This window comes from Pseudomonas wayambapalatensis, assembly GCF_049942315.1.
Taxonomy (GTDB): Bacteria; Pseudomonadota; Gammaproteobacteria; order Pseudomonadales; family Pseudomonadaceae; genus Aquipseudomonas; species Aquipseudomonas wayambapalatensis.
Genome location: NZ_JBNFMU010000212.1, coordinates 1 through 13,953 on the forward strand (window position 1 = coordinate 1; position 13,953 = coordinate 13,953).

Sequence of the window (13,953 nt, forward strand, 5' to 3'; positions counted from 1 at the left end):
ATCGCGGGACAAGCCCGCTCCCACAGAAGCATGTTCCCTGCCATGGGATAAGTGCCGCTGTGGGAGCGGGCTTGTCCCGCGATGGGGCCGGCAGCCTCCCAACAGATGGAAGCAATGACCACCACCCTCCCCCTCGTCCTCGCCGGCCCCGTGCTGCGCCGCCTGGAACCGCAACGCCTGGCCATCTGGCTGGTCGGCTCGCGCCCGCTGAACCCTCGATTCGTGCTGGACGGCGCGCAGGTCAGTACCCACCTGGAGTGTCGGGTCGTTCCGATCGGCCAGCATGCCTTCGTCCATCTGCTGGAAGTGCACATCGACCAGGCACTGCCCGAGGACGTCGCGCTGGGCTACGACCTGCACCTGGACAATGGCCAGGGCATCGCCGACTGGGCACCGCACCTGCTCTACCCAGGTGCCTGCCGCCCGAGCTTCGTTCTGCGCAAACGTATCGATCCGTTGCTGCACGGCTCGTGCCGCAAACCCCATCACCCCGCCGCCGACGGCCTGCTCTGCGCCGACCGCCTGCTGCTCGACAATCCCCCTCCCGAACAACGCCCGGCACTGCTGATGATGACCGGCGACCAGGTCTATGCAGACGATGTCGCCGGCCCCACGCTCAAGGCCATCCACGGGTTGATCGAACGCCTGAAGCTATTCGACGAGCCCCTCGACGGCGCGCTGGTCGACAGCAGCCAGGCGCTCTATCGTCACCCCGCCTGCTACTACCATCGCGCCGACCTGCTGCCCGCCCAGCAGGGCAATGAGCCGCTGCGCCAACGCTTCTTCCGGGGCAAGCGCAAGCCGATCTTCTCGTCGAGCAATGCCGACAACCACCTGGTGACCTTTGCCGAGGTCATGGCCATGTACCTGCTGGTCTGGTCGTCCACGCCCTGGACACTGGTGGAGCTGGAGGCGCCCGAGGGGCTCACTGCCGCGCGCCAGCAGCGCTATCAGAACGAACTGCCGCTGATCGAGGCGTTCCGCGACGGCCTGGGTCAAGTGGCGCGCGCCATGGCCCACCTGCCCTGCCTGATGATCTTCGACGACCACGACATCACCGATGACTGGAACCTGTCGGCGCAATGGGAACAGACCGCCTATGGCCACCCCTTCTCGCGCCGGATCATCGGCAACGCCCTGCTCGGCTACCTGCTGTGCCAAGGCTGGGGCAATGACCCCGAGGGCTGTACGACGCTGGTCGAAGGGTTGCAGGCACTGACTGCAAATGCACCGCAGGGCGCATTGGACGGTGAGGCCCTGGATACACTGATCGGCGACCTGCTGCGTTTCCAGGGCTGGCAGTACGACCTGCCCAGCAACCCACCGTTGCGCGTGCTGGACACCCGCACCCGGCGCTGGCGCAGCGAAAGCAAGCTGGGCAAACCGTCCGGGCTGCTCGACTGGGAGGCGCTGTGCGAACTGCAGCAGGCCCTGCTCGATCATCCATCGGCAATCATCGTGTCACCGGCGCCGATTTTCGGGGTCAAGCTGATCGAGACGGTGCAGCGGGTGTTCACTGCGCTGGGCTACCCGCTGCTGGTGGACGCCGAGAACTGGATGGCCCATCGCGGCTCCGCGCAGGTGATCCTGAATATCTTCCGTCATTCCCGCACGCCAGGGCACTACGTGATTCTGTCCGGGGATGTGCATTATTCATTCGTCTACGAGGTGCTGATCCGCCACCGCCAACGCAGCCCACACCTGTGGCAGGTTACCAGCAGCGGGATCAAGAACACCTTTCCAGTGCGCCTGCTGGATGTGCTCGACCGCCTGAACCGCTGGCTGTACTCACCACGCTCGCCACTCAACTGGTTCACAAAGCGCCGATCGATGGAGGTGGTGCCACGCGTGCCAAGCCGAAGCAAGGCCGGGGAGCGACTGTGGAATGGCGCGGGCCTGGGGCAGGTATTCTTCGACGAGCAGGGGCGGCCGGCGCGGGTTGTCCAGCTGAGTGCCGAAGGAAGTGAAGCGACTGAGTTCGTGCGCAGTCATGAGGTGGAGCGCTAGCGGATACAGGGCGCCATTGGCACCGAATCAGGAGCGCTCCAGTGCACTCACCAGATCACGAAACGCTTCGCGGTTGGAGTCGTTCAGGCCCATGAGGATCTTGTGCGCCTCCAGCACCTTGGAGCGCACCACTTCTTCGTTCTGATCCTGCGATGGCAAGTCGCTCAGGCAATCCGGGCATGGCAGCGGGCGGTCGACGATGTTGAATACCTGGTCGAACCCCATCGACTGCAGCAACCGGGAAATGTCCGGGTTGGTGGTGACCACGGTCGGCAGCAGGCCAACCTTCTGCCGCGACAGGATCGACAGCTTGGCCAGCAGGCCCAGAGTAGTGCTGTCGATGCTCTCGGTTTCGGTCAGGTCAATGACGATGGCCGAGAAGTTCAGTGCGGTGAAGATCTTCTCGATCGTCGCATCCAGCGCCGAACACAGGGTCAGGCGCACTTCACCGACGAATTTCAGTACAAAGGTACCGCTCTGCTCGGCGAACTGGATTCTACCGGTACTCATTGAAGGTTCCTGCTCAACACCAATAGGGCGATATCATCCGGCATCTCCCCAAGCGTAGCCAATCCGAATCGTTGGCGCAGCCCGTCCAGGCTGCCCCCCGCGGTCTTGACGATTTCCGGCAAGGCCGCTTCCTTATCTTTGAGTGTATCCCCGGGCAAAAGGTCCAGAATGCCATCGGACATGAGCGTGAGGCTGAAGCGCGGCGGCAGCTCGAGCACATGGTCCTGGTAGGTGGCTTCATCGAACAGCCCCACCGGCAGGCCACGGCCTTCCAGGTAGCGGGCCTGGCCCGGGGTGTAGAGCACCGGCAGCGGCAGATGGCCGCCAACGCTGTAAGTCATCAGGCCGGTCTCTTCGTCGATCACCCCGCCGACCATGGTCACATGCTTGCCCAGCTTGCAGTTGATCAGGCCACGGTTGATGTGCGCCAACACCTGCGACGGCTTGAACTCGCGCATCTTGCCGTTGCGTTTGAATTCGAACAGCAGGCGGGTGGTCATGAACTTGAGCAGCACGGTGACGAATGCCGAGGACGCCCCATGGCCGGATACGTCGGCCAGGTAGAAGGCGATGCGGCGCTCGTCGACGCGGAAATAATCGGTGAAATCGCCGGAGAGGTAGAGCGAGGGAATGATCTGGTGGTCGAACGACAGGTCGCCCGCGGTCCACGGCTTTTCCGGCAGCATGTTCATCTGCACCTGGCGGCCGGCGGTCTGGTCTTCCTGCAACAGGTGCAGACTGGCCTCCAGCTCCCGGTTGGCAGCTTCGAGCTTGTCGCGGTAGCGCTGGTTCTCGAGCACCAGGCGCGAACGATCGAGCGCACGGCGCACCGAGTGCTCGAGCACGGCAAGGTCTTCCAACGGCTTGATCAGGTAGTCGGCCGCGCCCAGGCGCAAGGCCTCGACCGCATCGCTCATGACGCCGGCACCGGACACCACGATCACGGGCAACTGCGGAGCGTGCTCGGTGATCCGGCGGATCAGTTCGAGGCCGCCCATCTGCGGCATGCGCAGATCGCAAATCACGAGGTCGGGCTGGTGTTCTTCGAAGACCTGGAGCCCCTGCTGGCCATTACCGGCCTGGAGGACGCTGAAGCCACTGTCTTCCAGATAGGCGGCGAGGCTTGCACGAACCACGTCGTCGTCATCGATGATCAGCAGCGTTGCACTGGTTTTCTGCATGTGGGCGAACGGCGCCGATTGGTTGGCGTAGCGGGCATCGGCAAGGGCGACGGACGGCTACTGGAATACTCTGTGACCACTTCTCTTTGAGGTGTAGGACAAGAAAACCTGTCCAGCAAATCGCAGTGGTGCCCTGTAAGGCGCAGACGGTACTCCCATCCGCGGGGCGTTTCAAGCATACGAGGGTCGAGTTCGCTGTGCTAATCACCAGCGGTTATTTGGCGGGGCCGTTTGGCGTACGGTTGGGCATAGAAAAGCCCTTGAGCGGCCAGACAATTACAGGATGTAAATGCCTGGAGCCACTCGAGGGCAAGTCTTGAAAGGATCAGGGTTCAGCGACGACCGATGTTCGACGACACACTCCACAGGTCGACACCACCATCGGTGGCATGACGGTCGATGGCGGCCAGCTCGTCGGCGGTGAACTGCAGATTGCCCACGGCATCGAGGGAGTCGTCGAGTTGCGCCAGTGTGCGAGCGCCGATCAGCGTCGAGGACACCCGCGAGTCACGCAGCACCAAGGCAATCGCCATCTGCGCCAGGGTCTGGCCGCGGGCCTGGGCGATGTCATTGAGGCTGCGGATGCGCGCCAGGTTGTCATCGCCGAGCATGCGCGAGGGCAGCGAGCCGCCACGGGTGGCGCGCGATTCACTCGGCACGCCCTGCAGATACTTGTCGGTGAGCATGCCCTGGGCCAACGGCGAGAAGGCGATGCAACCCACGCCCAGATCGTCGAGCGTGCCGAGCAACCCCTGCGATCATGTCCTGGGCACGGTTGCACCGAAGCGGATACCGGCATCGAAGCCTTCGGCAACGATGTCGAGCATGCGGTCGTCCATCACCAGGTCGAGGTGCACCTGGGGAAAGCGCGACAAAAACTGATCAAGCACCGGCAGGATCAGCAGGCGCCCGGCGTCATGGGGAATGTTCAGACGCAGGCGGCCGACTGGCGCCTTGCGGTAGTCTTCGAGGTTATTGAGGCCGTGGCCGATGGCCTCGAAGCCTTGGGCCAGGGACTGCATGAGATCGCTGCCGGCGGCCGTCAGTGCCACCGAAGGTTGGTACGATTGAGCAGGCGGACTTCAAGGCGATCTTCGAGCTTCTTCATCGTGTGGCTCAACGCCAAGGCGGTCAGCCCGAGTTCGTTGGCGGCATCGACGAAACTGCCGCGGCGAGCAATGGTGAAGAACACGTTCAGGTCCGCCAGATCGGAGCGCTTGAATGCCGCCATGGGGCCAGCCACCCTTGAGAATGAGAACGACCGCCATTGTGCCGCCAATCGGAGAGAAGCTGAACGCACCAGGCGTGAAAAGGATTCAGTGCCCCAATGCCCCATTCTCACATTGCGCCAAAACGAAGAAGGCGACCCTTGCGGTCGCCTTCTTCTGTTCGCCTGACTCAGAAGTCGTCTTCGACTTCGCCGTCCTTGACCTTGAACTCGCGGTTCTGCAGGTAGGCGTTGCGGATGAAAATGTACTTGTCGCCCTGCATCAGCTTCTCTGCCGACAGCAGGCTGGCGCGGGTATCGATCACGTTCAGGGCGAAGATCGAGTTGCGGGTCGGTACATGATCGATATAGCGGTAGGGTTCGGTGAAGGAGTCCGGGTACTTGGACAGGCCGTCACGCACCGTGCTTGGCCCAAGCAGCGGAATGACCACGTATGGCCCGCTGGGCACGCCCCAGTAGCCGAGGGTCTGGCCGAAATCTTCGTCGTTGCGCTGCAGCCCCATGCGGGTGCCGACGTCGATGAAGCCACCCAGGCCGAATGTGGTGTTGACGATCAGCCGCGCCGTGTCGATGCCTGCGGCGCGAGGCTTGAGCTGCAGGACATTGTTGACCAGGTTGCCGACGTCGCCCAGGTTCAGGAAGACATTGTGAATGCCGTCCTCGAGGAACTGCGGGGTGACGGCCTGATAGCCCTGGGCCAACGGCTTGAGGGCGTAGGTATCAATGGTGTCGTTGAACCTGAAGATCGGTCGATTGACCACTTCCCAAGGATCTTCCTCGGTCGCCGCCTGGGTGGCGACCACAGGCGCCAGCAACAGGCTGGCACAGACACAGGCCTGGGTGATTCGCTCGATCACACCGGCACCGATCCTCTGCATAGATGTTTCTCCATCGGATTTCACGGTGGCAGCCGCCTGAAGGCGGTGCTGGATAGTGCGCCAGTATAAAGGCAATCTGGCAGGCAGCCAGCATTACACACCTTTGTTCAACATTTTGTGAACAAGAGTTTCATCTTCCAACTGTCATCCGACCGTCATGAAGGGCGTTTAGCCTGCGGTGTATTTCAGGGATGTTGCCATGCACGAAGCACCTGCCCTCACTGCTGTGCTGTTCGGCCTGCGCGGCTGCCTGGTCCAGACCGCGAACGGCAGCCCCCTGCCCGCCCCTGGCGCCCTGGACACCCTAGAACAGCTGCGGCGCCAGCAAGTACCCTGCATCTGGCTGGACGATCTGCACAACCATCAAGGCGAGCGTCTGGCCAGCGTGCTCCCGGACTGGCTGCCCGGCCAGGTCGCCAACGGTTCGCCATGGCCTTCACCGAATGCCTGCTGGCATGCCTTGATGTCATTGAACAGTGATCGCCTCGACGGCTGCGTACTGGTCAGTGGCGAGCCGCGCCTGTTGCAGTCGGGCCTGAACGCCGGATTGTGGACGGTCGGCCTCGCCGCCTGCAGCCCGTCGTGCGACCAGGCATCGAATCTGTGGCAAGCCATGAGCGTACAGGAGCAGGAGTTGGCCCGCGGCAAAGCCACCCTCGAGCTGTTCGGCCTGGGCGTGCATTCGGTGATCGACCACCTGGAATCACTGGAAACCTGCCTCGCCGACATCGCTCAGCGGCGGCGCAAGGGTGAAAAACCCTGACACAGCGTCGTTGATGCCGGTCATGCAAAGCGCCGGCAAGTGGATTACGCTTGAAGTCAGGCCAGAACCTTTGCCGCTTCGCCGAGGTCCATGGCTTGCCAAGTCATTGATGGAGAACAGCCAATGCCCGCCCGCGAATTGCAAGAGCGCCTCAACAGCCTGCGCGAGCAACTGGATCGAAACGTACCGCTGTCGGAAGAAGAACTCGCCAGCCTGCATGAAGAAGCGCGACAGATCGAAGCGCAACTGAAGCTCGAAGAGGCCACGCCAGACAACAACCTGGTCGATGGCGTGAATCTGGCCATCGAGCGCTTCGAAGCCGATCACCCGGACCTCACGGCGACGCTGCGCAGCATTGCCAACTCGCTGCACAGCATGGGGATCTGATTTCACCGCCCGGCGCCGCCCTGCAGTCAGCGCACGCTCTGCAGGAGCAGCCTCGCGCTGGTTGGGGCGCCAAGCATTGACCTTACTGCCGCACCAACCGCCCGTTGCGCGCACTGATCGGCCCGTTGCTGCGGTACGGGTTGATGTCCAACCCACCCCGGCGCACATAACGCGCATACACCGTCAGATGCTCAGGCTTCAGCAGGCGCAACAGGTCCAGGTAGATCCGCTCGACGCACTGCTCATGGAAGTCGGCATGCTGGCGGAAGCTCACCAGATAGGTCAGCAGGCTGGCATGATCCAGCGCGCTGCCCTTGTACTCGACCACCACACTCCCCCAGTCAGGCTGGCCGGTGACTGGGCAGTTGGACTTGAGCAGGTGGCTGTGCAGCGTTTCTTCGACGATACGCTCCGAGTTGCAGCTCAGCAGCTCAGGCTGGGGTTGCTCGTAGTTGCTGATGCTTACATCCAGCGCATCGATGCACTGGCCCGGCAAGGCCACCACCCCCTGCTGCTCGACTTCACCCAGCGTTCGAACCTGAACACTCACAGGCTTGCCTGCCGCAGCGGACAGGTCCTTCTCCAGGCATGCCTGCAGCTCGCCGATCGATGCGAACACCGTCTGATTCAACGAGTTGAGGTAGAGCTTGAACGACTTGGACTCGATGATGTTCGGCGAGTCGGCCGGAATGGCGAACTCGCCGATGGCCACCACCGGTTTGCCGGAGGGCAGCAACCACGACAGTTCGAAGCAGTTCCAGTAGTCCACGCCCTGCCACGGCAGGGTCTGTGCGGTCACACCCAGCTCGGCCCATTTGGCCGTGCGTGGGATCGGAAACAGCAGCGACGGAGTGTAGGTGGCGATGTATTCGCTGGACTTGCCCAGCGGGGAGTGTTCGGCGGCGGGATGCATGTATCTGACCTGAAAGCGCGGGAATGGCGCCATTCTACCGGTTTTGCAGCCCGCCTTGGGGATGAAGTCACTCGATGATCAACTGACCGACCATGCCCGCCTGATAGTGGCCCGGCACATTGCAGGCGAACTCGATGGGTGCCGACTTGCGGAAGGTCCAGGTCAGCTCGGCGCGCTGCCCGGGCTGGACCAGCACAGTGTTGCCCTGATCATGCCCGTTGCCGCCATGGCCCATCTGGCTGTGGTCCATCCCGGCCATGTTGCCATGGTCCATGCCCGCCATGGCCGCCATCTCCTTCTGGTGCTCGACGTGCATGGCCTTGTCACCCAGGTTGAACTCATGAGCCAGCTTGCCTTCGTTGATCACCACGAAGCGCACCGTCTCGCCGGCCTTGACCTGCAGGCTCTTGGGCTCGAAGGCGATATCCTTGAGCACCACATCGACGGTACGGGTGGCCTTGGAGGCCGGCGCCGGTTCGCCGAAGCCGAAGGTCTTGGCGCCATCGGCGAAGACCGGCAGGCTGACCACGGCGAGGGTAGCGGCGAGAATCAAATGTTTCATGGCAACTCCGGTTTGTGCGCTAGAGATGGACCCACTCTAGGGCCATAGGACTGGCGGCTGGCTGACAGGCAGATTACAAGTTTGTCAGCTTGGGCGCGCTTGCCGATCGTCACGTATCATTTGAGCCAATGCTGCGGCACGACACTCCGGGCTGTTCTATGAAAACTGGAGTGCTTGTGCGCTTACCTTTTTGACAATGGACAGTGCATGAAACTGCTGATCGTCGAAGACCAGGCCAAGACCGGCCAATACCTGCGCCAGGGCCTGAGCGAAGCCGGTTTTGCCACGGAGCTGGCCGGCGACGGCGAAACGGGTCAATTCCTCGCGCTCACCGGCGACCATGACCTGCTGATCCTGGATGTCATGCTGCCGGGCCGGGATGGCTGGCAGATCCTCCAGGCTGTGCGCCAGGCCGGGCTGGACACGCCGGTATTGTTCCTTACCGCGCGTGACGCTGTCGAAGACCGCGTCCATGGCCTGGAGCTGGGTGCCGACGATTATCTGGTCAAACCCTTTGCCTTCTCCGAACTGCTGGCCCGGGTACGTAGCCTGCTGCGCCGCGGTGCCAGCCCCTCCCAGGACACCACCCTGGCCCTGGCCGACCTGCGCCTGGACCTGATCCGTCGCCGCGCCGAGCGCGCCGGCAGCCGCATCGACCTGACCGCCAAGGAATTCGCCCTGCTCGAGTTGCTGCTGCGGCGCCAGGGCGAGGTGCTGCCCAAATCGCTGATCGCTTCGCAGGTGTGGGACATGAATTTCGACAGCGACACCAACGTGATCGAAGTTGCGATCCGTCGCCTGCGCCTGAAGATCGACGACAACCACGCCAACAAGCTGATCCATACCGTGCGCGGCATGGGCTACGTGCTCGAGGAGCGCCACGACTGATGCCCCGACTCTCCCTCGGCGGGCGCCTGGCCCTGCTGTTCGCCGCCTGCACCGCCGCCGTTTCGCTGAGCGCCGGGTTGCTGTTCAGCCATGCCAGTGAGCGCCACTTCGTCGAGCTCGACCAGCAGTTGCTCAGCGCTCGCCTCTCGCAATTGCGTGCGCACCTGGCCGATGTCGACTCCCGCGCAGCCTTGGACGACCACCTGCCGGCGCTGCGCAGCGAGCTCAGCCACCAGTCGGACCTGGCCCTGCGCATTCGCGGCAACGACGGTACGCTGTGGTTCGACAGCCGCGCAGGCTTGCCGCAGGAGCACCGCCAGCCGGGCCTGGCCACCCTGCACAGTGACGGCATGGACTACCGCAGCCTGTGCCAGGCCTTGCCAAACGCTCAGATCACCTTGTTTCTCGACATCACCCACCATCAGCACTTTCTGCAACGCATGCAGCAGCTGATCTGGCTGACCGTCGGGCTCTGCGCGCTGGCCACAGCCCTCCTCGGCGCCTGGGCTGCACGCCGAGGCTTGCGACCGCTGCGCCAGATGGGCGCGGTGGCCGCCAGCGTCAATGCGCGCTCGCTCACCACACGCCTGCCAGTGGCGCAACTGCCTGAAGAACTCGCCGAGCTCGGCCAGACCGTCAACGCCATGCTGCAACGCCTGGATGATGCCTTTCAGCGCCTCTCGGCGTTTTCCGCCGACATCGCCCATGAACTGCGCACGCCGCTGTCAAATCTGCTGACCCACACCCAGGTCACCCTCACCCGCCCCCGCAGCCTGGAGGAATACCGCGAAGCCCTTCACGGCAACCTCGAAGAACTGCAGCACATGGCGCAGATGGTCAACGACATGCTGTTCCTGGCCAAGGCCGACCACGGTCTGCTGATGCCCAGCCGTCAGGCCCTGGACCTGGCGACCGAGACCGACGCACTGCTGGAGTACTACGCGCCACTGGCCGAGGATGCCGGCATCACCCTGCTGCGCCGCGGCGAAGCGCAAACAGCGGGCGACCGGCACATGCTGCGCCGAGCCCTGTCCAACCTGCTGGACAACGCGCTGCGCTTCACCCCGCCTGGTGGGACCATCGAGGTGACGCTGTCACCGGGATTGCACATAGAGATCGCCAATACCGGCCCCGCGATAGCAGCGCAGGCGCTGCCGCGCCTGTTCGACCGCTTCTATCGGGAGGATCCGATGCGCCATGAAGGAAGCAGCGAGCATGCGGGGCTGGGACTTGCGATCACCCGATCCATCGTACTGGCCCATGGCGGGGGGATTCAGGCTCGCTGTGAAGGGGGATGGACGCGCTTCGTGATCGACCTGCCCCAGACAGGCTGAGGCAGGCTGGCGTGGGCCACAGGTCACTCGTAGCGCAATGCCATTGCAGGCTCGATCTGCGACGCGCGATAGGCCGGATACAACGTGGCCAGGAAGCTCATCACCAAGCCCGCGGTACAGATGATCGCGACATCGCCCCACTGCAACTGCGACGGCAGGCTGCTGATGAAGTACATGTCGGAGGTGAAGATATGCTGGCCGCTGGTGCGTTCCAGCCAACCGACGATGGCGCTGACGTTGAGCGCACCGATCACGCCCAACACCCCGCCGATCAGGGTGCCGACGATACCGATCAGGCTGCCCTGGACCATGAAGGTGCCCATGATCTGCGCCGGCGTCGCCCCGATGGTGCGCAGAATCGCGATGTCGGCGCCCTTGTCGTTCACCACCATCACCAGGGTGGCGATGATGTTGAACGCTGCCACGGCAATGATCATCAGCAGCAGCAGTCCGATCATGGTCTTTTCCATCTTCATCGCACTGAACAGGCTGCCCTGGGTGTGCGACCAGTCATCGGCGCGGTAGGCATCGCCCAGGCCCGAAGCGATCGCCTTGGACACCTGCGGTGCAGCGTACAGGTCGTGCAGCTTCAGGCGTACGCCCTGCACCTGGCCCGGCGCCCAGCGTTGCATCTCGCCGGCGTCGGCCATATGGATGTAGGCCTGCGAACCATCCAGCTCGGCACCGACCTTGAAGATGCCGACCACGGTCAGGCGCTGCATGCGCGGGGTGATACCACCAGGCGCACTGCTCACCTCCGGGACGATCAGGGTGACCTTGTCGCCGGTGTTCAGACGAAAGCGACGGGCCGTCAGTTCCCCGAGCACCACGCCATACTCACCCGGCTGCAGGGCTTGCAAGGCCCCCTGGACGATATGCTGGCCGACGATGGAGACCTTGCCCTCCTGCGCCGGGTCGATACCGCTGACCTGGATCGGCTGCATCGCGCCCTTGTAGGAGAGCATGCCTTCCATTTCCGTCAGAGGCGCCGCGGCGATAACCGCCGGATTCTTCAGCGCGGCCTCGGCAACACTTTGCCAGTTATCCAGCGGCTGTACGCCAAGGATGCTGGCATGGGGCACCAGCCCCAGCACGCGCGAGCTCATCTCACGCTGGAAACCGTTCATCACCGACAACACCACGATCATCGCCAGCACGCCCAGGGAAAGGCCGATCATCGAGGTCATGGAGATGAACGAGATGAAGTGATTGCGGCGCTTGGCACGGGTGTAGCGGGCACCGATGAACAAGGGCAAGGGTCTGAACATGTACGCGAACACCCAGTTGAACAGTAGATTGGGGCCGCGCAGGCAGCCCCATGCAATCAGATCGAGACCAGACGACCGTCTTCCAGGCTCAGCACACGGTCCATCTTGCGTGCCAGGCTCAGGTCGTGGGTCACCACCAGGAACGCCGTGCGCGACGCCGTCGACAGTTCCTGCATCAGTTCCTGGATCCCCAGGGCGGTGTGGTGGTCGAGGTTGCCGGTGGGTTCGTCGAGCATCACCAGGCCCGGCTGGTTGACCAGCGCACGGGCAATCGCCACGCGCTGGCGCTCACCGCCGGACAGCTCGGCAGGTTTGTGATTCAGTCGATGGCCAAGGCCTACACGCTTGAGCAGCGCCTCAGCCCGCTGACGTGCTTCCGGGATGGGTGTACGACCGATCAGCAGCGGCATGCAGACGTTTTCCAGTGCCGTGAATTCTGCCAGCAGGTGGTGGAACTGATAGACGAAACCCAGGGCGCGGTTGCGCAGCAAGCCGCGATCACGCTCGCCAAGCGCCGAAAGTTCTTCCCCGGCCAGCCAGACGCTGCCCTGGGTTGGCGTGTCGAGGCCGCCAAGCAGGTTGAGCAGCGTGCTCTTGCCAGAGCCGGAGCTACCGACGATGGCCACCCGCTCACCCGGGTGCAGTTCCAGGCTCAGGCCCGACAACACCTGCACCGACTCCGGGCCCTCGTCATAGGACTTGCCCAGGTTGCGGCAACTCAGTACGGCTTTATCACTCATGCGCGACTCACTCATAACGTAGCGCCTCTGCAGGCTGGGTGCGCGCTGCACGCCAGGCCGGATACAGGGTGGCGAGGAAACTCAGGACCAGCGCCGCACCGCAGACCATCCACACGTCCTGGGCGATGATCTGCGACGGCAGGTAATCGATGAAGTACACATCGGCATTGAGGAACTTGTGCCCGATCAGGGTCTCGACGCCAGCGATCGCCGCACTGACGTTGAGCGCGGCGATGATCCCGACCACCGCGCCGATCAGTGTGCCGACCACGCCGATCACCGTGCCCTGGACCATGAAGATCGCCATGATCTGCCGGGGCGTGGCGCCAAGCGTACGCAGGATGGCAATGTCGCCACGCTTGTCATTGACCACCATCACCAGGGTGGAAATGATGTTGAACGCCGCCACCGCGACGATCAGCAGCAGGAGCAGGCCGATGATCGACTTCTCCATGCGAATCGCCTGGTACAGGTTGCCCTGGGTGCGGGTCCAGTCGCGGGCGTAGTACTGGTGCTCGCCCAGCTGCTGGACGATGCTCCAGGCCTCACGCGGCGCCTTGAACAGGTCATCGAACTTCAGGCGCAGGCCTTGCACCTGGTCGGCCTTCCAGCGGTGCAGGCGCGAAAGGTCGGAGAGGTTGGTCAGCCCCAGGTAGCCGTCGATCTCGCCGGCGCCGACATGGAAGGTGCCGACCACGGTAAAGCGCTTCATGCGCGGGAACATCCCGGCCGGGGTGATGCTCACCTCGGGCGCGACGAACGTGACCTTGTCGCCGACCTTCACACCCAGCTTGGTGGCGGCCTTGTCACCGATGAGGATGCCCCATTCGCCGGGCGCCAATTGGTCGAGGCTGCCCTGCTGCAGGAAGTTGTCGATGATCGACACCTCACGCTCGCGATCCGGCTGGATGCCGTTGAGCAGCATCTTCTGCACCTTGCCGTCATGGGTGAGCAGCCCCTGCATCTGCGTGAAGGGCGCGACCGCCTGCACGTGCGGATTCTGCTTTACTTGTTGAGCAAGGGCCTGCCAGTCGCCGATGGGCTGGTCGCCCTCGATGGTGGCGTGGGGAACCATGCCAAGGACGCGGGTGCGCATCTCGTGATCGAAGCCATTCATCACCGACAGCACCACGATCATCACTACCACGCCCAGGGCAAGGCCGATCATCGAGGTCAGGGAAATGAACGAGACGAAATGGTTGCGTCGCTTGGCACGGGTGTAGCGCGTACCGATGAATACGAAGAGAGGTCTGAACATGTCGGGGCTTGTTCGGATGAAAGGGAACGTCTTGGT

The 13,953-nt window shown here is 63.3% G+C and carries 16 protein-coding genes; 5 read left to right on the forward strand and 11 right to left on the reverse strand.

Features of this window, described 5'->3' with window-relative positions; translation table 11 throughout:
* Window positions 1-114: 114 nt before the first annotated feature.
* A complete protein-coding gene (locus tag ACPZMI_RS18380; RefSeq protein WP_426352780.1) occupies window positions 115-2,007 on the forward strand; it encodes an alkaline phosphatase D family protein in 1,893 nt (630 codons plus the stop codon).
* A 27-nt stretch (window positions 2,008-2,034) separates the two neighbouring features.
* Here the strand turns inward: ACPZMI_RS18380 and rssC are convergent, their stop codons facing one another.
* The 6 genes from rssC to ACPZMI_RS18410 all read right to left on the reverse strand — a co-directional run bounded on the left by rssC (window position 2,035) and on the right by ACPZMI_RS18410 (window position 5,804).
* Entirely contained in the window at window positions 2,035-2,517 is a 483-nt protein-coding gene (gene rssC, locus ACPZMI_RS18385; protein ID WP_054894422.1) for an anti-sigma factor antagonist RssC, read from the reverse strand.
* Window positions 2,514-3,698 carry a two-component system response regulator RssB gene (rssB, locus tag ACPZMI_RS18390; RefSeq protein ID WP_186666280.1) on the reverse strand — a complete coding sequence of 395 codons (1,185 nt, stop codon included), beginning with the start codon at window positions 3,696-3,698 and terminating at the stop codon, window positions 2,514-2,516. Before rssB ends, rssC begins: the two co-directional genes overlap by 4 nt.
* Window positions 3,699-4,030: 332 nt before the next feature.
* On the reverse strand, window positions 4,031-4,447 hold the full coding sequence (locus ACPZMI_RS18395; protein ID WP_426352781.1) for an aldo/keto reductase: 417 nt from the start codon (window positions 4,445-4,447) through the stop codon (window positions 4,031-4,033).
* A 9-nt stretch (window positions 4,448-4,456) separates the two neighbouring features.
* Window positions 4,457-4,720 (reverse strand): LysR substrate-binding domain-containing protein, encoded by a 264-nt coding sequence (locus tag ACPZMI_RS18400; RefSeq protein WP_426352782.1) that lies wholly within the window; start codon window positions 4,718-4,720, stop codon window positions 4,457-4,459.
* A 20-nt stretch (window positions 4,721-4,740) separates the two neighbouring features.
* A complete protein-coding gene (locus tag ACPZMI_RS18405; RefSeq protein WP_426352783.1) occupies window positions 4,741-4,929 on the reverse strand; it encodes a LysR family transcriptional regulator in 189 nt (62 codons plus the stop codon).
* Window positions 4,930-5,096: 167 nt separating this feature from the next.
* Window positions 5,097-5,804: an MlaA family lipoprotein gene (locus ACPZMI_RS18410; RefSeq protein WP_426352784.1), complete on the reverse strand. Its 708-nt coding sequence runs from the start codon at window positions 5,802-5,804 to the stop codon at window positions 5,097-5,099.
* A 199-nt stretch (window positions 5,805-6,003) separates the two neighbouring features.
* Between ACPZMI_RS18410 and pcrP the strand changes: the two genes are divergently transcribed.
* A complete protein-coding gene (gene pcrP / locus ACPZMI_RS18415) occupies window positions 6,004-6,567 on the forward strand; it encodes an HAD superfamily inactivated hydrolase PcrP (RefSeq protein ID WP_186666286.1) in 564 nt (187 codons plus the stop codon).
* 123 nt (window positions 6,568-6,690) lie between these two features.
* Window positions 6,691-6,954, forward strand: coding sequence for a DUF4404 family protein (locus ACPZMI_RS18420; protein WP_063545619.1), 264 nt, complete (start codon window positions 6,691-6,693; stop codon window positions 6,952-6,954).
* Window positions 6,955-7,036: 82 nt separating this feature from the next.
* Here the strand turns inward: ACPZMI_RS18420 and queF are convergent, their stop codons facing one another.
* Together queF and ACPZMI_RS18430 are read right to left on the reverse strand one after the other, a co-directional pair.
* Window positions 7,037-7,867 carry an NADPH-dependent 7-cyano-7-deazaguanine reductase QueF gene (queF, locus tag ACPZMI_RS18425; RefSeq protein WP_186666287.1) on the reverse strand — a complete coding sequence of 277 codons (831 nt, stop codon included), beginning with the start codon at window positions 7,865-7,867 and terminating at the stop codon, window positions 7,037-7,039.
* A 67-nt stretch (window positions 7,868-7,934) separates the two neighbouring features.
* On the reverse strand, window positions 7,935-8,429 hold the full coding sequence (locus tag ACPZMI_RS18430; protein WP_426352785.1) for a cupredoxin domain-containing protein: 495 nt from the start codon (window positions 8,427-8,429) through the stop codon (window positions 7,935-7,937).
* Between the two features lie 207 nt (window positions 8,430-8,636).
* Here ACPZMI_RS18430 and cinR point away from each other — a divergent pair, with 207 nt between their 5' ends.
* Window positions 8,637-9,317: a two-component system response regulator CinR gene (cinR, locus tag ACPZMI_RS18435; RefSeq protein ID WP_186666289.1), complete on the forward strand. Its 681-nt coding sequence runs from the start codon at window positions 8,637-8,639 to the stop codon at window positions 9,315-9,317.
* The gene (locus ACPZMI_RS18440) at window positions 9,314-10,651 is read left to right on the forward strand and encodes a heavy metal sensor histidine kinase (RefSeq protein ID WP_426352810.1); all 1,338 of its coding nucleotides are present in this window, start codon (window positions 9,314-9,316) and stop codon (window positions 10,649-10,651) included. The genes cinR and ACPZMI_RS18440 overlap by 4 nt, the downstream gene beginning before the upstream one ends.
* 23 nt (window positions 10,652-10,674) lie before the next feature.
* On the opposite strand, the gene ACPZMI_RS18445 is transcribed toward ACPZMI_RS18440, so the two are convergent.
* Genes ACPZMI_RS18445 through ACPZMI_RS18455 form a run of 3 tightly spaced genes read right to left on the reverse strand, consistent with a single transcriptional unit; the run spans window position 10,675 to window position 13,917 of the window.
* On the reverse strand, window positions 10,675-11,919 hold the full coding sequence (locus ACPZMI_RS18445; protein WP_426352786.1) for a lipoprotein-releasing ABC transporter permease subunit: 1,245 nt from the start codon (window positions 11,917-11,919) through the stop codon (window positions 10,675-10,677).
* A 56-nt stretch (window positions 11,920-11,975) separates the two neighbouring features.
* On the reverse strand, window positions 11,976-12,659 hold the full coding sequence (lolD, locus tag ACPZMI_RS18450; protein ID WP_186666292.1) for a lipoprotein-releasing ABC transporter ATP-binding protein LolD: 684 nt from the start codon (window positions 12,657-12,659) through the stop codon (window positions 11,976-11,978).
* 7 nt (window positions 12,660-12,666) lie between these two features.
* Window positions 12,667-13,917 (reverse strand): lipoprotein-releasing ABC transporter permease subunit, encoded by a 1,251-nt coding sequence (locus tag ACPZMI_RS18455; RefSeq protein WP_065861986.1) that lies wholly within the window; start codon window positions 13,915-13,917, stop codon window positions 12,667-12,669.
* Between the last annotated feature and the right edge of the window lie 36 nt (window positions 13,918-13,953).